Source organism: Bifidobacterium sp. (genome assembly GCF_050874245.1).
Classification (GTDB): Bacteria; Actinomycetota; Actinomycetes; order Actinomycetales; family Bifidobacteriaceae; genus Bifidobacterium.
In genome coordinates this window covers 1-17,880 of the sequence record NZ_JBNMKH010000024.1, presented here as the reverse complement: position 1 = coordinate 17,880, position 17,880 = coordinate 1, and the positions used below count along the sequence as shown (strand labels likewise).

General features: G+C 58.8%; 14 protein-coding genes and 1 pseudogene. 5 read left to right on the top strand and 10 right to left on the bottom strand.

Annotated elements, in window-relative coordinates; genetic code table 11:
* Positions 1-481: 481 nt before the first annotated feature.
* Positions 482-1,276 (top strand): hypothetical protein, encoded by a 795-nt coding sequence (locus ACR0P8_RS04220; protein WP_432623941.1) that lies wholly within the window; start codon positions 482-484, stop codon positions 1,274-1,276.
* A 584-nt stretch (positions 1,277-1,860) separates the two neighbouring features.
* Here ACR0P8_RS04220 and ACR0P8_RS04215 read toward each other — a convergent pair.
* From ACR0P8_RS04215 to ACR0P8_RS04205, 3 genes are all read right to left on the bottom strand, one after another.
* Positions 1,861-2,217: a type II toxin-antitoxin system PemK/MazF family toxin gene (locus ACR0P8_RS04215; protein ID WP_432623952.1), complete on the bottom strand. Its 357-nt coding sequence runs from the start codon at positions 2,215-2,217 to the stop codon at positions 1,861-1,863.
* The gene (locus tag ACR0P8_RS04210; RefSeq protein ID WP_432623940.1) at positions 2,210-2,506 is read right to left on the bottom strand and encodes a type II toxin-antitoxin system RelB/DinJ family antitoxin; all 297 of its coding nucleotides are present in this window, start codon (positions 2,504-2,506) and stop codon (positions 2,210-2,212) included. Before ACR0P8_RS04210 ends, ACR0P8_RS04215 begins: the two co-directional genes overlap by 8 nt.
* 187 nt (positions 2,507-2,693) lie before the next feature.
* On the bottom strand, positions 2,694-2,840 hold the full coding sequence (locus ACR0P8_RS04205) for a helix-turn-helix domain-containing protein (RefSeq protein WP_432623939.1): 147 nt from the start codon (positions 2,838-2,840) through the stop codon (positions 2,694-2,696).
* 123 nt (positions 2,841-2,963) lie between these two features.
* On the opposite strand from ACR0P8_RS04205, the gene ACR0P8_RS04200 reads away from it, so the two are divergent.
* Positions 2,964-3,311 (top strand): hypothetical protein, encoded by a 348-nt coding sequence (locus ACR0P8_RS04200; protein ID WP_432623938.1) that lies wholly within the window; start codon positions 2,964-2,966, stop codon positions 3,309-3,311.
* 152 nt (positions 3,312-3,463) lie between these two features.
* Positions 3,464-4,003: a peptidylprolyl isomerase gene (locus tag ACR0P8_RS04195; RefSeq protein WP_432623937.1), complete on the top strand. Its 540-nt coding sequence runs from the start codon at positions 3,464-3,466 to the stop codon at positions 4,001-4,003.
* An 89-nt stretch (positions 4,004-4,092) separates the two neighbouring features.
* On the opposite strand, the pseudogene ACR0P8_RS04190 reads toward ACR0P8_RS04195, so the two are convergent.
* The 3 genes and pseudogenes from ACR0P8_RS04190 to ACR0P8_RS04180 form a co-directional block, all read right to left on the bottom strand.
* A pseudogene (locus ACR0P8_RS04190) lies at positions 4,093-6,413 on the bottom strand (RelA/SpoT family protein).
* Between the two features lie 121 nt (positions 6,414-6,534).
* Entirely contained in the window at positions 6,535-7,011 is a 477-nt protein-coding gene (gene dut, locus ACR0P8_RS04185) for a dUTP diphosphatase (protein WP_432623936.1), read from the bottom strand.
* A complete protein-coding gene (locus tag ACR0P8_RS04180) occupies positions 7,011-7,304 on the bottom strand; it encodes a DUF4193 domain-containing protein (RefSeq protein ID WP_026646096.1) in 294 nt (97 codons plus the stop codon). The genes dut and ACR0P8_RS04180 overlap by 1 nt, the downstream gene beginning before the upstream one ends.
* Before the next feature lie 149 nt (positions 7,305-7,453).
* On the opposite strand from ACR0P8_RS04180, the gene sepH reads away from it, so the two are divergent.
* A complete protein-coding gene (gene sepH, locus ACR0P8_RS04175; RefSeq protein ID WP_432623935.1) occupies positions 7,454-8,488 on the top strand; it encodes a septation protein SepH in 1,035 nt (344 codons plus the stop codon).
* A 68-nt stretch (positions 8,489-8,556) separates the two neighbouring features.
* Here the strand turns inward: sepH and ACR0P8_RS04170 are convergent, their stop codons facing one another.
* On the bottom strand, positions 8,557-9,783 hold the full coding sequence (locus ACR0P8_RS04170) for an alkaline phosphatase family protein (RefSeq protein WP_432623934.1): 1,227 nt from the start codon (positions 9,781-9,783) through the stop codon (positions 8,557-8,559).
* A gap of 85 nt (positions 9,784-9,868) precedes the next feature.
* On the opposite strand from ACR0P8_RS04170, the gene ACR0P8_RS04165 reads away from it, so the two are divergent.
* A complete protein-coding gene (locus ACR0P8_RS04165; RefSeq protein WP_432623933.1) occupies positions 9,869-12,544 on the top strand; it encodes a DNA gyrase/topoisomerase IV subunit A in 2,676 nt (891 codons plus the stop codon).
* A 105-nt stretch (positions 12,545-12,649) separates the two neighbouring features.
* Here the strand turns inward: ACR0P8_RS04165 and ACR0P8_RS04160 are convergent, their stop codons facing one another.
* The 3 genes from ACR0P8_RS04160 to ACR0P8_RS04150 are packed head-to-tail and all read right to left on the bottom strand — an operon-like array spanning position 12,650 to position 17,878.
* Positions 12,650-17,095, bottom strand: coding sequence for a DEAD/DEAH box helicase (locus ACR0P8_RS04160; protein WP_432623951.1), 4,446 nt, complete (start codon positions 17,093-17,095; stop codon positions 12,650-12,652).
* Between the two features lie 38 nt (positions 17,096-17,133).
* Positions 17,134-17,346 (bottom strand): helix-turn-helix domain-containing protein, encoded by a 213-nt coding sequence (locus ACR0P8_RS04155; RefSeq protein WP_432623932.1) that lies wholly within the window; start codon positions 17,344-17,346, stop codon positions 17,134-17,136.
* A gap of 1 nt (position 17,347) precedes the next feature.
* Positions 17,348-17,878, bottom strand: coding sequence for a DUF2975 domain-containing protein (locus ACR0P8_RS04150; RefSeq protein WP_432623931.1), 531 nt, complete (start codon positions 17,876-17,878; stop codon positions 17,348-17,350).
* Between the last annotated feature and the right edge of the window lie 2 nt (positions 17,879-17,880).

Genomic DNA, 17,880 nt, shown 5'->3' with positions numbered 1-17,880 from the left:
GCGCTATCCCCACATACCTCGCCGCCGCGCCGATCGCGTTCACCCTCGACGAATATGAGGCCCTGGATTCCGTCAGCAACCGGACGACCTTCACCTTGAACTCGCCCGCGCATCAAGTGCCCTTTGTCATAATCCCATCATCTCCCATCGAGCTAGGGGAATGCGGAACAAAAAATCAGTTCATATCACTTTTTCTGTTCCTTGAACTGAGCCTGGTCTCTCCAGCAAGTCCTACTACAATAGGACTCATTCCTCCGCAGTTCGAGAATCGAGTCAATATGCGCCGAATTTGCCACATTCTTGTAGGTCTCCTAGTGTGTGCCGGACTCCTACGCACAGTAAGCGGCTTTATTTTTGACTACCTACATCCAGAATACGTGTCCAGCTTTCCTTCATACCTTTATTTTTTACGAGCAGTTCCCTTCCTTATCACTGCTGGTGCCGTCGAAACTATTTTATTCGTGATAAAAAGGAGAAATAAATGAAGAAACTCAAACAAATTGCCGCTACTCTAGTATCTGTAATATTGGCTGGAACTGTGACAGTAAATGCGTCGGCAGCAGAATCTATGGAGACTCCCTATAGGAGTCCTACCCTATCTAGCTTTCCATCTAATGCTTCTCTGGAAGATCTTGAGAAAGCCTCAGATAACGAAGATCTGAGAATTATCTCATCTCCTTCTCGGGGCGCTAATTACAAAACGCGCGCTGCAGAGGCTGTAGCTTTACTGCGGATTTATTCCACTACAGGATCTGGCTCATCATCTAGTTTCACGAATCTCGGTCATTCTTGGCTTATGATCACAAACCTGTCTGGTTCTACGGTAAACATTGCTGGGATTAACGTTGCTGATGGTAAATCTATAACAGCAAGCACTTGGGATGAATCTGTAGATGTCAGTAGAGAACATAAGGGTCTGTGGCTCAATCTTGATTCGAAGCTTAATTCCAATGGTATTAATCTTCAGAATGTTTCCATTCAATTACCCTTAAGGCAAATTGATTTAAATACAGTAAATACTAATATTAAAAATAACGATAAATGGGGTTATCTTACCAACTGTTCTACTTTCGCTTCAAAAATTTGGAATTCAATTGCCAGTAGCAGCAGTAAAGTTGACGCTGGGGCCATCAATACACCAGCCAGTCTAGCAAAAAGTATTACAAAAGTTGGTGAGGCAGAATCATACACGTTGTTAAAATACAATACTTCTTCACCGCATTACGATTCCGTATATTATGGTTATCCGCCCATAAAGAGTAATAACAATAATTAGATAACCAAATCTGCCTGGTAAAGCCAGACTAGTTTTATCTAGAATGAGCCGCAAGTTTGGCATAGCGCTTGCGGCTCATTCTAGATGTCTTTCGTCAGATAAATCCGCATGTCGGGGGCTGGCGATGTTCCTCTGGACTCGTCATTGATTCCATTACCACCAATCATGTCACAAGACCGAGCACCGCCGCCTGCACATGATGCCCGTGCCGAACTCCGCCTTAATCCTCTCATGCCGATACCAGACCATGTCCCATCCAGCATCGGCATGAACTCTCAATCCCACGCCGGCGTAACACACATTCTTTCCCGGTCTCAAGCCCGTGAGACACTTAAAACCATGACTACCATCATCATGCGCACCTCGCATGATAACCGTGATCGACTGTTTTTGGCTTTATTCCGAGGTTTTCTGTCCTTGGGAAACCTGTCGGTCACGCTCATTTTCCACGAGGCACCTACAGGCACCCGAAAATAATCCGGGAACGTTCCATTGAAGCCTAGTATCTTCGCCAGCCGGCGCCGCTCACAATTCCCCGCATTGCAGGTAACACCCGGGGAGAAAACACATTGACCACGTCAGCATCATGGATACGACCGGTGAGGCGGGATATCGCCCGTCGCCTCAAGACCTGCATCAAGGTCGTTCGCGTCACGCAACGACAACCTGCCGAAATACTTCAACAAGTCACCATCGCCAAACCAGAAACGCTGCGAGCATCTCGCCACGGATGGCTTGTATAGCCCCTCCTGACGCCAATCAAGCAACGGCACGTCACCCGGACCGTTCCATGTCGTCACACTGGTCACCTTGACGACGATACCCGAGACCTGATCGCCCTCAACCCTGGTGACGATGACAGGTCTGACCTTGCCCACGCCGGGATGATCGGGGAACTCGACGCGCATCAGCCACACGTCGTATACTTCCGGCTCACGCATGATCATAGATGTTATCCGCCGGATCGTCCCACTCCTGAGGCAACACGATGTTGCCCGTGCTCTTCGAGCGCTCGAACCGATACGCATCGTGAGCCGGAGGAACCGGATACCCGTCGGATCGGACCGGCCTCAGACTCGGTGTGAACGGCATGCCCTTGTCACGCACCACCTGCCGCAGGCAGATCTCCGTGAACGAGCTCAGGCTCAGACCCATCTGCTCAAGTACGTCCGTCGCCTCGCGCTTGACCTCGGGATCCAACGCAATGGTCGTCCGTTCCTTCACAGCCATAGCAGCCCCCATCCGTGCTTATTACATAAGAATTATGTAAATTATACATAGTTTCGACGCTTAATCACAACCCACTCGACTGCATTTCGCACGCAAGCGACAAGATATGAATTTTTTGGCTCCGCATTTCCCGACTCGATGGGAGATGATGGTATTCATGGCAAAAAGCACTACCACTCACCGGAGTTCAAATCCGTAACCGGTCAGTATCCGGCCTTGATGGCGGTGATGGTAAGCTCGCCGCGGTTCGCGTACCCGAGATCTCAGATATGCAGGAGCGCACAGTGACCTCACTCAGTCCGAGCCGTTTGGCAATGGTCTTGTTCAGCAGCACCTAGACGAGAAAGAACAATTCGACTACCATGTCAGGTACGGCGATATCAAAACACCGTATAATCTCGAACCATCCAGGACATCGATAAGCCAAATTACCTGCAACTGAAGTAAGGACGGAATCATGCGTAGCGAGTTCCCCGGGCTGTTGTATTGCGCGGGTACGTTAATCGCCGTGGCCTCTTGGACTCTTTTTATGTTCTCGAAAAAAATGCATCGGGAAGGCCGAACAGTATCCATCCTGCGGCTGTCCGTCATTTGGATACTGTTCCTCGTGAGTTCGGCGCTGGCTCTCGCATCGTATCCGGTTTTTGAAATGCACTCGGAATCCATGGATCCGGATGTCATCGATTTCTACAGTCAGTCGTTCATACGACTGCTGCCGGCAGCAACCTGCATAATGAATCTGTGCGTATCGACATGCTGCTCCATGGCTCTTGTCAGCAAACGCAGAAAAACCGAGCACCACTAAAAACCAGATTCGCGGCATGTACTAGACCGGCGCCGTTCATTGGATCACCATCGATCCCATCACCAATCATGTCGCAAGACCCCACATCCTGCGTCGACCCATGATGCCTGTGCCAGACGCCCCGGTCTCAAGCCCATGAGACACTTAGGACCATGACTACAGTTATCATGCGCACCTCCGAAGGTGACATCAAAATCAACCTGTTCGACGACAAGACCCCGAACACCGTGGCCAATTTCCTTGGTCTCGCGACCGGCGAGAAGGAATGGACCGATCCGATGACCGGCCAGCCTTCCCATGAGCCGTTCTACAACGGCCTGACCTTCCACCGCATCATCAAGGACTTCATGATCCAGGGCGGTTGCCCGCTGGGCAACGGCACCGGCGGCCCGGGCTACGATTTCGACGACGAGATCGTTCCGGAGCTGAAGTTCGACCATCCGTATCTGCTGGCCATGGCAAACGCAGGCCTGCGTCGCGGCCGCGACGGCAAAATCCACGGCACCAACGGCTCCCAGTTCTTCATCACCACCGTGCCGACCCCGTGGTTGGATGGCCATCACACCATCTTCGGCGAGGTCGCCGATGACGAGTCCAAGGCCGTGGTCGACAAGCTCGAGGCCGTGAACACCGATCGCATGGACCGTCCGACCGAGCCGGTCGGCATCGTATCCGTGGAAGTGCTCAAGTAATAGTATTCAAGCGGCAATCGCCATACGATACGAATGAAGCCCCTCCGACGAGGGGCTTCATTTTTCTGAGATCCGATTGACCGGAACCGTCACATCTTGCGCAGCCGCGGTTCCGCGGAATCCTTCGCTCCGGTGATGCGGTACACATCGAACACGCCTTCGATCTTGCGCACGGCCGCAAGCAATGTGTTCAGATGCTGCGGGTCGGCCATTTCGAAGCTGAACTGGCTGGTGGCCACACGGTCAGTGCCGGTGGAGATCGCACCGGAAATGATGTTCACGCCATGATCGGACAGCACGCGCGTCACATCGCTCAACAGATGCGGACGGTCAAGCGCCTCGACCTGGATCTTGACCATGAACACGCCCTTGGTGCTGGTCCACTGCACATCCACCACACGTTCGGGCTGGCGTTTCTCCAGTTCGAGCATGTTCTGGCAGTCCACGCGATGCACGGACACGCCTTGGTTGCGGGTAATGAAGCCGATGATCTTGTCTCCTGGCACCGGCATGCAGCAGCGAGCCAGCTTGACCCAGATGTCGCCCACACCCTTGACGGAAATACCCAACGAACTGGTGGTCTTCTTGGTGCGCTCCACTTGCTTGAGCGGCAACGCCTCCTGCTCAACCTCCTCGTCGACCTCGTCGCTGCCGGCATCCCGGACCAGATGGGAGATGACGTTCTGCGTGGAGATCTGCCCGTCGCCGATCGCCGCGAACACGGCATCGGCATTGGCGAAATTCAGCTCATCGGCGATGCCGACCAACGCTTCCGGAGTCATCAACGTGCCAATCGGCAGGTTGCGCTTGCGCATGGCGCGGGTCAGTTCGTCGCGCCCCTCCTCGACGGCTTCGGGCGACGTTCCTTGCTGAACCATTGACGGATCTTGTTGCGAGCCTTCGGGCTTTTGGCGAAGCTCAGCCAATCACGTGACGGGCCGGCCGACTCGGATTTGGATGTCAGTATTTCGACGGTATCGCCGTTCTCAAGCTTGGTGTCGAGCGGCACCAACCGCCCGTTCACGCGCGCGCCCATGGTACGGTGCCCGACTTCGGTATGCACCGCGTAGGCGAAGTCGATCGGAGTGGCTTCGGCCGGCAGGGAGACGATCTTGCCTTTCGGCGTGAACACGTATACTTCGGATCCGCCCAGATCCTCCTTGAGCGATCCGAGGAATTCGTTGGAGTCCGGGGTCTCGCTCGTCCAGTCGGCAAGCTGTTGGATCCACTTGAGGTTGTCGGCCTCACTCAGCTCCTGATTCTCCCCACGCTTGCGGTCGGACTTGTCCGGCGAGCTCAGGGCACGGCCGGCCTGGCCATTCTCCTTGTATTTCCAGTGCGCGGCGATGCCGAACTCGGCGCGCCGGTGCATGTCCCACGTGCGGATCTGAATCTCGACCGGCTTGCCGCCAGGACCGACCACCGTGGTGTGCAGGCTCTGGTACATGTTGAGCTTCGGCATGGCGATGTAATCCTTGAAGCGGCCCGGAACCGGGCTCCACCGCGCGTGCACCGCGCCTAACGCCGCATAGCAGTCCTGAATCGTGTCGACGATGATACGCACGCCCACCAGATCGTAGATGTTCGCGAAATCATGTCCGCGCACAATCATCTTTTGGTAGATGGAGAAGTAGTCCTTCGGACGGCCCGTCACATAGGCCTTGATGTGCTGGGCGCTAAGATCCTCATTGACTTCGGCGAGGATCTGCTTCAGATACACGTCCCGCTGGCCGGCACGACGAGCCACCAACACCACGATCTCGTTGTAGATCTTCGGATACAGGACCTTGAAGCTCAGTTCCTCGAGTTCGGTCTTGATGGCGTTCATGCCGAGGCGATTGGCGAGCGGAGCGTACACGTCTAGCGTTTCGCGCGCCTTCTTCTGCGCGTTCGACTGCTTGACGTAACGCCATGTGCGGGCGTTGTGCACGCGGTCGGCGAGCTTGACCACCAGCACGCGCACGTCCCGGCTCATCGCCACCACCATCTTGCGGATGGTTTCGGCCTGGGCAGAATCGCCGTACTCCATCTTGGAAAGCTTCGTGACGCCGTCAACCAGTCCGGTCACCGTGTCGCCGAACTCGGCACGGCATTCGTCAAGCGTGTAATCAGTGTCCTCCACCGTATCGTGCAGAAGTCCCGCGGCCACGACCAACGGCCCCATGCCCAGATCGGCGAGGATCTGCGCCACCGCAAGCGGATGAATGATGTAGGGCTCGCCGGATTTGCGTCGCTGCGACGAATGCTGGGTGACCGCGCGTTGGTACGCCCTTGAAAGAATACTCATATCCTCGCCGGGATGATGGTATTCGCACATCCTCAGAATCGGCTCAAGCGGGTCGAGGGGATTCGTGCTGATCTCGCAACCCAGCATCCGGGCCGAACGAACCTCATGATCCATGTCGCTCATTTCATCCTCCTCGCTTGGAATGAACCCTATAGTACCCGCGTATCGACGCATATCGGGAGCACCCGACCGCATGTCGCGCGATCGGGTGTTTCCCAAAACCTTCGTTGGTCGTATGTGTCCGTCAGGATGCGACGCCGGTCGAACCGAACCCGCGCTCGGCGCGGTCGGAACCGGGCAATGTCTGCGCGTCGATGAATTTCGCCTCGACATACCGTTGGATGACCAGCTGCGCGATGCGATCGCCCGGATGGAACGTCACGGTATGCTCTGGGTCGAGATTGATCAGCGGCACTTTGATCTCGCCACGGTACCCGGCGTCGATGGTGCCCGGCGCGTTCAGCACGGTGACACCCTGTTTGACGGCAAGCCCGGAACGCGGATGCACGAGCGCGACGTAGCCGGCCGGCAACGCGATCGCCACTCCTGTGGGCACCAGTGCCCTGTGGAACGGCTCAAGCGTGACCTCTTCGGTGGTGCGCAGGTCCGCGCCCGCGTCTCCGGCATGGGCGTAATGCAGTTGAGCGGGTTGGTTGGGATTCAGCGACTTTACCAGAACCTCGACATTTTCCGGCTCATTGTATGCTTCGTCGAACGCCATCAGGCAGCACACTCCTTGCATACCGGCTGGCCATCGGCGGTGGTGTGGTCAAGCTGGCTGCGATGCTTCACCAGGAAACATTCGGAGCAGATGAACTCGTCGCCCTGCATCGGGATGACGGTCACCGAAGCGTCCTCGTTGCTCAAATCGGCGCCCGGCAGCTCGTAATCCTCGGCGATGGCGTTCTCATCGTCATCCATATCGTTGGAGTTGTTCTGAGAACCTTTGCCCAAAGCCTGGAGCGACTCCTCGTCCTCGTCCTTGTTGCGCGGGGAATCATAATCCTGTGCCATCGAGATTCCTTTCATCATCTACGGTGCCTTATGCGCCATAGAATACATGACTTTTCCCCCGCTAGAATACACGAATTGAAATACTCGTAAAATCCGACACGTGGGGCACAATAGAATTAATAGAAAAAATCAAGGGAAAGTGGTGTGTTGTGCCTGAGAATGCGCTCGAAGACGCACGGTTCGATCATGTAAGCGAAACCGGCGAACTCATCTTTGTTTCAGGTGCCGGCAAATTCGCCGTCAAAGTCACTGAATCGCTTGAAAGAGCCATTTTGGAGGCGAAGCAGATTCGCTCCGAAGCCCAGGAGGAGCATCAGGCCCAGGCCCCCGCCACTTTGCCGATATCGCAAATCCAATCGCTGATTCGAGCCGGCGCGAGTCCGACACGCGTCGCGGAACGTTATGGACTGAGCGAAGCGCTCGTTCGGCGTTTCTCATCGGCGGTGGAGACCGAAAAGCAGTATGCGATCGAACAGTTCCTCGCCGTTCCCGCTCCAAAGGAAAGCCGGGTGCGGTCGCTTTCCGAGCTGATCGAGCGCACGTTCGCGGCCGCGCGGGTGCGTTTGGAAGACGTGAAGTGGAAGGCCACCAGACGTGGATTGGAGCCATGGAAGATCAGCGCGCAATTCGAATCCTCCGGTCGGACCGTCTGTGCGGAATGGTCGTGGAACATGCATGACAATGCGGTCGTCTGCCTCAATTCCGCGGCACGCAAGCTTATCGGCGAGCAGGACACATCGAAGGAAGGACATGCTGAAAAGCATGTCGATCAGGGATTCCTCACTTCGTTGAATCTTCCTGGAGATTCCGCACGTTCCGCACGTATCGAGCAGACGGTGTCCGCATGGAACACGCTGGAACCGCCTACGACGGCGCCCGCGCCGTCGGATGACGGCAGAACCGCCGCGAATGCCCTCGATGCGTCCAACCCCATAACGAACAACGATGTGCCGTTGCCCGATCGTCCGGAGGCAGTGTCAAGCCTCCTGCCTACCGAAGCGAAGGCCCCGCAGGCTGCGGCCGACACCCAGGACGCGAAAACCGGAGTCGTGGAAGCGACCGCGTCCGCCACGCCCAAGACTGAGCAGACGCAGGACCCGCACAGCCAGAACACAACCAAGACGAAACGCCGTTCGGGGCGTTCCGCGGTGCCAAGCTGGGATGAAATCCTGTTCGGAGACTGACGACATCCTTTCCATGGGAACCCGCTTGAAGGGGACGGGATCTCGTCGAGCGTTTCCAGACGGATGTCTTATGCGATGTCAATCAGACAGGGGATGTCCGATTCCAATCTGGTAAGCGAACCGTGGACGCTGGGCAGATGCATCGCCTTTTCCGCTTGCGTGCGTGAATCGACGATGGTGGTGGCGCCGGTCGAGGACACGATCACGTCTCCGATCATCGGTTCCACGTATGGGGCCACCTGCCCATAGACGTCTTCCTCAATAGCCTGCCGACGCGTGCGTACCTGTGCCCGCTCCCCCAATGTCTCGCGCCATCTTATGGCGATGTCTTCTGGATTCTCATCGGTTTCGGCGTAGAGCATGACGCAACGCGGTTCGCCTCCCACCTTCGCCACTCCCCTCATCAGACGGGGGTCCGCTGCGATGTCGACGCAGCATTCCGGATCCGCGGTGATCATCCCGTGGTCCGCCACGATGACCATGAGTGTGCCTTTGGGAAGGTTGCGCCGCAATAGTCCCAGCTGCGCATCGACACGTTCGAATGCGCCGATCCATTTGTCGGAATCCCAACCGTAATTGTGTCCGATCTTATCGGTGTCACGCAGGTACACGTATGTCAATCCCGGTGTCCGCGCCGCATTGGCGACCGCCATGATGCGTCGGCGCGGGTCGTCGTTGGAGATGTAATCGCTGCCGCGCAATGCCGCCTGTGTCAATGCGGAGAACGCGAACTTCGGCAGGCCCGAACTGGTGACGCGAACGTCTTGCGCCGTCAGTCGTTCGAAAATGGTCGGCTGACGCTGCAGTTCCATCGGCGCGGGAGCGTTTTTGAAGGATATGAGCTGGCAGATCTCCCCGGTGTCGGGATTAAGCTGCGTGTATCCGGTCATGCCGGTCAGTCCGGGGCAGGTGCCGGTGCCGAAGGTGGACATGGCGGCCACCGTGGTGCTGGGCATGCATGTGGCGATCGGACGTTGGTTGGCGCTGTCCGCCATCAGCGAGCGTAGGTATGGCGCGTGCCCCAGCCTCATGTTGATGTTCCAATAGCCGAGGCCGTCCACCAGGACCACGACCGCCGAACTCGCGTCGGGCAGGCCAAGCGCTTCCTGCAGGCGTTTCGGGTCGGCGTGCACCATTGTCGGTATGGGATGCCCGATGGCGCTGGAGATGGCGGGAAGCACCGAGGACAGGTGAAAGGCTCCGCCACGAGCGTTCCCATCTGGCGTATCATCTCCGTATGACGCCGGTCTGGTCATGGACAGCAGCTGGTCGGTATCGGGCACTTCAACACTCATGGTTTCCATTCAAGCACCGCGGCAGTACCAGCTGGTAACATTGCTAGGTTGATTACCATAAACTTTCCGTGAGGAGAACCACCGCATGGTGTCGCACCGCAAACCGGCAAAACCAGCCTTCGACCCGCGTACGGTCAAGGAGAACATCGTCGAGACGCCGTTGAACGAGGAGATGAGCAAATCGTTCCTCGAATACGCGTATTCGGTGATCTACGCCCGAGCGCTGCCTGATGCCAGGGATGGTCTGAAGCCGGTGCAGCGGCGCATCATCTATCAGATGGGCCAGATGAATCTCAATCCGGATCGGCCGTACATGAAGTCGGCCCGCGTGGTGGGCGAGGTGATGGGCAAGCTCCATCCTCACGGCGATTCCGCGATTTACGAAGCGATGGTGCGTCTGGCGCAACCGTTCGCCATGCGTCTGCCGCTGGTGGATGGCCACGGCAATTTCGGTTCCCTCGATGATGGTCCGGCAGCCTCTCGTTACACCGAAGCTCGCATGGCTCCGGCCGCGTTGGGCATGAACGCGGACATCGCGGAGGATACGGTTGATTTCACGCCGAATTACGACAACAAGCTCAAAGAGCCGACCGTTCTGCCCGCCGCGATTCCGAATCTGCTGGTCAATGGCGGTTCCGGCATAGCCGTCGGCATGGCCACGAACATGGCCACGCACAATCTTGGTGAAGTGGTGGCCGCGGCCAAGCATCTCATGCGTCATCCCGACGCGACTCTGGAGGAGTTGATGCGCTACGTGCCGGGGCCGGATTGGCCGAGCGGCGGCGTGATCGTGGGCCGCAAAGGCATCCGTGAGGCGTATGAGACCGGCCGTGGCGCATTGACCACGAGATCGGTCACACATATCGAGAATGTGACGGCGCGCAAGAAGGCGATCGTGGTGACGGAGCTTCCGTTCATGGTTGGTCCGGAACGTGTGCTGGAACGTATTTCCGAAGGCGTGAAGAACCGCAAGCTGGAGGGCATTTCCGGCGCCATCGATCTGACCGACCGTCATAACGGCACTCGTCTGGTCATCGAGGTCAAGACCGGTTTCGATCCGAATGCCGTGCTGGTCCAGCTGTTCAAGCACACCCCGTTGCAGGACAATTTCACCATCAACAACGTGGCCTTGGTCAATGGGCGTCCACACACCATGGGGCTCAAGGAAATGCTTCAGGTGTGGGTGGATCACCGTCGTACGGTGATTCGTCGCCGCAGCGAATTCCGCAGAAAGAAGGCGTTGGAGCGTCTGCATCTGGTGGAAGGCCTGCTGCTGGCCATGGTGGACATCGACGAGGTCATTCAGGTGATTCGTTCCTCCGATGACGCCGAGGCCGCGAAGACGAAGCTCATCGCCGTATTCGATCTGGATGAGGTCCAGGCGCAGTACATACTCGATCTGCGTCTGCGTCGTCTGACCAAGATGAGCCGTATCGAACTGGAGTCGGAACGCGACGATCTGAAGAACCGCATCGAGGAACTCGAGCGGATTCTCGCCTCCGACGAGGCGCTTGATGGCGTGGTCATCGACGAGATGGACGATGCCGTAGCCAAATACGGCACTCCGCGCCGTACCGTGCTGCTGGATGAGGATGCCGAGGGCAATCTGACTCCGGTGGTGGCGCATGGTGATGACGGTGTTTCCGCGAATGCGATGGCTGCGGCGCGTGCGGCGGCCACCGTCTCCTCCACCGCGGCGGATGTGGCCGCGGCCGCAAAGGCCGCGAAGAAGGCCGGTGAGGATAACGCCACAGCGGCGGCTCTGCAGATTGACGATGAGCCTTGCGCGGTGCTGCTGTCCGCCACAGGCCTGATAGCACGGACTTCCGTGGATGCGGTGGAGCGTTGGGAGAACCGTTCCGCTTCCGCGAACCGGGCCAAGGATGACCAGATTGTTTCGATGTTCCGCACTTCCACACGCTCCTCGTATGGTCTGATCACTTCCGCGGGCCGTTTGGTGCTGGCCCATGTGGTCGAGCTGCCGAAGGTCTCCTCTGAAGGAACGATCAGCGCCTCCGGAGGCGTGAAAGCGGAGGAGCTTCTGGGCATGACGGAGAACACCGATCCGGTCCGTGGGGAACGGGTCGTCGCGGCGATAGCCATGCCATCCTCGGACGATGGCGGTCAGCCTGCTCCCCTGGCATTGGGCACGCGCAATGGCGTGGTCAAGCGTTGGAACCGCGAGTCGCCGACCACCATGGATTCGTGGAGCGTCATCGATCTGAAGGATGGAGACGCGGTGCTCGCCGCGGCCGAGGCGAATGACAACGACCGACTGGTTTTCGTGTCCACCGATTCCTCCTTGCTGACGTTCGAGGCGAAGAATGTGCGGCCGCAGGGTCGTACCGCCGGCGGCATGGCCGGCATCCGATTGGCGGAGGGCTGCACGGTGGCCGCTTTCGCGGTTGTTCCGGCGGATAAGGTGGCTTGGAACTATGAGGAGGGTGAGAACGGCCTGTTCTCCGCTTCCGGAGCCGTGGTATTGACCGTTGCCGGCGATTCCAAGGCGCTGCCCGGTACGGAGAATGGTTCGGCGAAAGTCACTCCGTTGGAGATGTATCCGACGAAGGGCCGTGGCACTGGCGGCGTCCGCTCGCAGCGGTTCCTTAAGGGGCAGGATACGCTGATTCTCGCGTTTGTGGGCGCGTATCCGGTTCATGCCTCGACCAGTGGCGGAACCGATGTGGAGCTGCCGAAGCCCGATATGCGTCGCGATGGTTCCGGAACCGAACTGTCGGCTCCGATCGCGGTGGCCGGCTGAGAAGGATTCTTCTGAGGCTTCCGAAAATCGCGGGATGCCGTGCATGGGATTCATGCCGATGCACGGCATCCCATCCCGTTTTGCGTCGGCACGTCCGAACGGCGTTCAACGGTACAGTCTCATGCCTTGCGGACTGTCGGCGAATCCAGCGGCACGCAGCAGACGCCGTGCATCGTTGCGCGCATTCAATGATTCGCCGTTCATTTCGGCAAAGCTGACGCTGCCACTGGGAAGCCGTTGCAGCGTATAGGCAAGTTCCGCGCAAGCGGATCGCAATGTCGGCTCGTCATCGGTGAAACTGACGAGCTTATGGCTTTTCGGCATGGCGAATATGACCGGAGCGCCTTTGGCGAGCACGATGATTGAGCCGGCTCTTCGTGCCGGTTTGAGATGCTCCTGTTGCGGCCATGCGATCGCGGATCCCGTCAGAACGGCAGGATCGGTCACATCAAGCGCCACGCAGGACAGGCCACGCGACCCGTGCTCGTCGCGTAGGACATCAACGGTGTCACGGCTGGCGAATTGGGCCGCGCCAAAGCCTTTGACGAACATGCCTCTGGCCAGGAGTCCATGTTCCTCCATACGCTTGAGCACCGGATACAATCCGGAGAATCCTCCGGGGATCCGTTCCTTGTCCACCAGAGGGGCGGCGAGCACGCCGTATCGGTCCAAAAGCGATTCGACCAGTTCAATCTCGTATTCCTCAGCGCCTGATGGCCGCGCCGACTCGTCGGAACCGACCGTGCCGTCCGGGTTGACCGCAGACCACAGTCCGCCAAGCGTAGCGGGAATCGAAGAACGTGTCCGCACGCGTCTGCGGGCGGGCACGCGAGGTGTACGGACCGTTCCATGTCTGCGGGACAGCGAACGGACGGGCATGAACGAACTGTTCGTTATCCTGCCCTGCCATACCAAGGACCATAACGCCTCTTCGAACCGCTCCTCGTTCCACGAGGGGTATATGATCTCCCCCGTTTCGGCATTCACTTGGATCTCGGCATGGTTCTGCCATAGGGTTTTCGCCATGGATGAGAGCTGCCGGGCGGGAAAGGCTCCGCCACCATCCAGAACGGCGAGCACTGCTTCCGGAACGGTCATGGCATCGGTGTGCGACTCGTTCCGTTCAGGATTATCCGGCATGTCTAGCAAACGTGAGTCGGCGGGATGGAATGCGATGGTGCCGGCATCCTTGGCATTGGATCCATTGGATTTGGAGCCGACCCATACCACTTCTCCGGATGCGAGCAGTTCGTCGAGCATGCCCGGCTCGTAATCGCGGACCCGTGCCGGAAACACCGAGGATTCCCATACGTCGGCATTGAGAGTCACGCCTTCGAGCTGTTCGATGACGCGCAACAGCCCGTCGGCGCCTTCATATCGGGCACCGCCCACCGGTCCGACGCCTTGGCGATCCAGCAGGAACGCCTGATATGCCGTCTGGTCGACTGGTTTGACGGCACGGCGTGCTTTGGCGAGGGATAGCGACCGAATACGTCGGAACACCTCGACGTGGAGCCACTGGTCGACGGCCTGGTCCGAACCGGAGAAACGTCCTTTGAGCAAAGTCCCTTTGGCGTTCAGCTCGTCCAGGGCATGGACCGCCCGCGTCGCGTCGATCCGGAGCTGTGCGATCATCTGGTCCGCGGTGAATGGTCCGTGTGTTTTGGCGTATCTTGTGACTCGGCCCGTGACATCATCCTCATCCAGATCGTTCCAGAACGTTCTTCTGGCCAGTTCCTGCTCGACCTGCGCGATAGCGTCCGGGTCCAGTAGCGAGGCCATGTCTGCGGCGCCCAGCAGTCGTTCCAGCACTTCCGGATCCATGGACAGCAGCTGCGCGCTGCGTTCGGCCTGGGGAACGTCATATTGGTACATCACCGATCCGACGAATCCGAACAGTAGCTGTTCTGCAAATGGCGAAGGCGTCCGCGTGGTCGTTTCGGTCAGATTGATGGCACCATCATTCAATCCCGCCATCACCTGGTGCAATGCAGGCAGATCGTAGACGTCCTGCAGGCATTCGCGCGCGGTTTCCAATAGGAGCGGGAAATTCCTGCAGGCGCGTGCCGCGTTGAGCAATTGCGCGGCTTTCAGCCGCTGCTGCCATAGCGGCACACGTTTGCCGGGTCTGGTGCGGGGCAGGAACAACGATCGTGCGGCGCATTCGCGGAATCGCGCCATGTACAGCACGCTTTCGCCGATCTGCGTCTCCACGATGCGTTGCAGCTCATCGCAGTCAAACAATATCAGATCACGCATCCGCATATCGGCGTATCCATCCGGCAAACGCAGGATGATGCCGTCATCGGCCGCATGCACCTGTCCATCGAAGCCGTAACGTTGCTTCAGACGTGTGGTGATGGCCATGGCCCACGGCTCGTGAACGCGTCTGCCGAACGGGGAGTGCACGATGATGCGCCAATCGCCGTCTTCCTCCCGACTACGTTCCACGACGAGTTCACGGTCGTCGGGCACGATGCCAGTCGATTCGCGCTGTTCGGCCAGCAATGCGGCCAGATCGCCGATGGCATTGCCGTCAAGTCCGTCGTCCCGCAGTCGCCGCTCCGCCGATGCGGTGAATTTCGGTTTTCCGACGGAGCCGTCCGTTCCGGAGGACAGTTCACGGCTCAGCTCGCGGACGAGACGCCCTTCCGTCATGCCGAAATGGTAATCACGTCCATCCTGGTCGCCATGCCAGAATGGCAGCCGAGCCGTGCGCCCGGGAGCCGGCAGCACCACGACACGGTCGTGGGTGATCTCCTGGATCTGCCATGTCGAAGTGCCCAAGGTGATGACGTCCCCGACCCGGGATTCGTAGACCATCTCCTCATCCAGCTCCCCCACTTTGCGCGGCCCCGGACCGGAACCTTCTTCGGGGAGCACGACGGTATACATGCCACGGTCGGGAATGGTGCCGCCGCTGGTGACTGCGAGACGCGCGGCACCGGGTCTGGCGGTGATAAGCCCCGATTCCTCGTCGTATTGCAGAGGCGGCCGGAATGCGGAGAAGTCCTCGCTGTTGTAGGCACCGGTCATCATGCCCATGGTGGCGTCGAACATGGAACGTTCAAGATCGCGGAACGGCGCGGATCGGCGTACCACGGCATACCATTCGTCCGGTTTGAGGTCGTGCATCGCCGCCGCCGCGACCGTCTGCTGCGCGAGCACATCCAATGGATTGCCGATGACGCGCAGTGGTTCGAGATCCCCCGACCGCATGCTTTCGACACTGGCCACCATGCCGATGATCTGCTGACGCGTGACCGGATAGAGCAACGCGTGCGACACTCCCCCGACCTTGTGGTCGGCGCGTCCGACGCGCTGCAGCCCCGACGACACCGACAACGGAGGGGCAATCTGGATGACCAAATCCACCGACCCCATATCGATGCCGAGTTCGAGGCTGGATGTGGCCACCACGCAACGCAGTTGTCCACGTTTGAGCTGTTCCTCGATCTGCTTGCGACGATCCTTGGAGACCGAACCATGGTGGGCCATGGCGATCGCGTCGGCATCCTCGTGCGACTCGACCAGCATGGTGGTCGAGCCGACCACGGAATCATAGTGTCTGGCGAAATGCTCGCGCCCTTCGGGCGAGCCCATGTCCTGATATTGGGGAATGGAACCGCCACGGGATTGCGTATAGAGGTCGTTGAGCCGTGCGGTGAGCTTTTCGGCAAGTCCTCGCGAGTTGACGAACACAAGGGTGGTGCGGTGGACAAGCACCTCATCGAGCACGCTGCGCTCGATGGCCGGCCATACCGACCCTCCGGTGGCGCTGGTGTCAAGCATGTCGGAGAGCGGCTCCACTACCTTGATCTCCATATCCGGACGGGACTGCGGACGCACGATGCGTACCGGTTGTGAGCCGCCGAGGAAGCGGGCCACCTCCTCCACGGGATTGACGGTGGCCGATAGTCCTATGCGCTGCGCCGGTTTTTCGGTCAACTCGTCAAGCCGTTCAAGACTGAGTGCCAGATGCGCGCCGCGCTTGGTTCCCGCCACGGCATGGATTTCGTCCACGATGACGGTTTCGACGGTGGAAAGTATCCGGCGCGCCTGGGAAGTGAGCAGCAGGAACAGCGATTCGGGTGTGGTAACGAGGATGTCTGGTGGATGGCTGACGATTCGGCGTCGCTCCTGTGGCGAGGTGTCCCCGCTGCGCATGGCCACGCTGACATTCGGAGCAGGGAAGCCCATCGTCTCGCATTGTTTGGAGATACCGTCCAATGGAGCCTGCAGGTTTTTCGCGACATCCGCGCCCAGCGCCTTCAATGGCGAGATGTACAGCACTTTGACTCCGCCGACCGGTTTGCCGCTTTTTGAGTCGGATGGCTGGGCCGTCCGACGTTCTTTCCCGGACATCAGCCGGTCGATCGCGGAAAGGAACGCGCATAGCGTCTTGCCCGAGCCGGTGGGAGCCACCACCAGAACGTTCTCACCGGCTCGTATAGCGGGCCAAGCCTGCCGCTGTGCTTCGGTCGGATGGTCGAACGCATGCCTGAACCATGTTCTGGTCGCTTCGGAAAACAAGTCCAAACATTCGTACATACGTTCGATTATGGCATCGCCTTCAGACATGCCAACCGTCAATCGACGTCATCGACCCATTCGAGCACATCGCCGGGCTGGCAGTCAAGCGTGGAGCATATCGCGTCAAGCGTGGAGAAACGAATCGCCTTGGCGCGGCCGTTCTTCAGCACCGACACATTGGCGGGCGTGATGCCAATCGCATCGGCCAGCTCATTCACGCCCATCTTGCGCTTGGCCAGCATCACATCAAGATTCACACGGATCGCCATGTCAGATCACCGCCGAAAGCTCATCACGCTGCTCGATGGCCTGCCGCAGCAGCGAGCGCATCACCAGCATGAGCAGCATGAACGCCGCTATGAGCAACAGAGCCACCAGACCGCCGCCCGCGACCGCGAAGCGAACCAGATCCGTTTCCAACCCGAGCAGCCTCGACAGGAACAGGGATGGCGACAGCCAGGCCTGGGAGAGCATCGCCAGGACGACCAGGATCCCCTCCGCGCCGGCGCATCCAAGTATGCCGTCGACCAGATGGATGGCTTTCCCGGAGAACACGTCACGGCGACGAGCCAATGTCAGCAGTCTCCACAACGGCACCAGAGCCGCCTCGAAACAGGCCACCATCAGCACGAATCCGATCACATAGAGCCAATGCGTCACGTCCGCGTGTATGCAATCGATGGAGACGACCACGCCCGCCACGAGCGCGCCGACCTGCAGTGCCAGCCCGCACAGCGCGAATAGCACGACCAGCACGCGCAGCGCCACAATCACCGCCGCCCCCCGGTCCGAATCATCCACCG

Coding starts and splice junctions, on each gene's coding strand:
- ACR0P8_RS04220 (WP_432623941.1), top strand. CDS start 482: ATGAAGAAACTCAAACAAATTGCCGCTACTCTAGTATCTGTAATATTG.
- ACR0P8_RS04215 (WP_432623952.1), bottom strand. CDS start 2,217: ATGCGTGAGCCGGAAGTATACGACGTGTGGCTGATGCGCGTCGAGTTC.
- ACR0P8_RS04210 (WP_432623940.1), bottom strand. CDS start 2,506: ATGGCTGTGAAGGAACGGACGACCATTGCGTTGGATCCCGAGGTCAAG.
- ACR0P8_RS04200 (WP_432623938.1), top strand. CDS start 2,964: ATGCGTAGCGAGTTCCCCGGGCTGTTGTATTGCGCGGGTACGTTAATC.
- ACR0P8_RS04195 (WP_432623937.1), top strand. CDS start 3,464: ATGACTACAGTTATCATGCGCACCTCCGAAGGTGACATCAAAATCAAC.
- dut (WP_432623936.1), bottom strand. CDS start 7,011: ATGGCGTTCGACGAAGCATACAATGAGCCGGAAAATGTCGAGGTTCTG.
- ACR0P8_RS04180 (WP_026646096.1), bottom strand. CDS start 7,304: ATGGCACAGGATTATGATTCCCCGCGCAACAAGGACGAGGACGAGGAG.
- ACR0P8_RS04170 (WP_432623934.1), bottom strand. CDS start 9,783: ATGAGTGTTGAAGTGCCCGATACCGACCAGCTGCTGTCCATGACCAGA.
- ACR0P8_RS04165 (WP_432623933.1), top strand. CDS start 9,869: ATGGTGTCGCACCGCAAACCGGCAAAACCAGCCTTCGACCCGCGTACG.
- ACR0P8_RS04160 (WP_432623951.1), bottom strand. CDS start 17,095: ATGTACGAATGTTTGGACTTGTTTTCCGAAGCGACCAGAACATGGTTC.
- ACR0P8_RS04155 (WP_432623932.1), bottom strand. CDS start 17,346: ATGGCGATCCGTGTGAATCTTGATGTGATGCTGGCCAAGCGCAAGATG.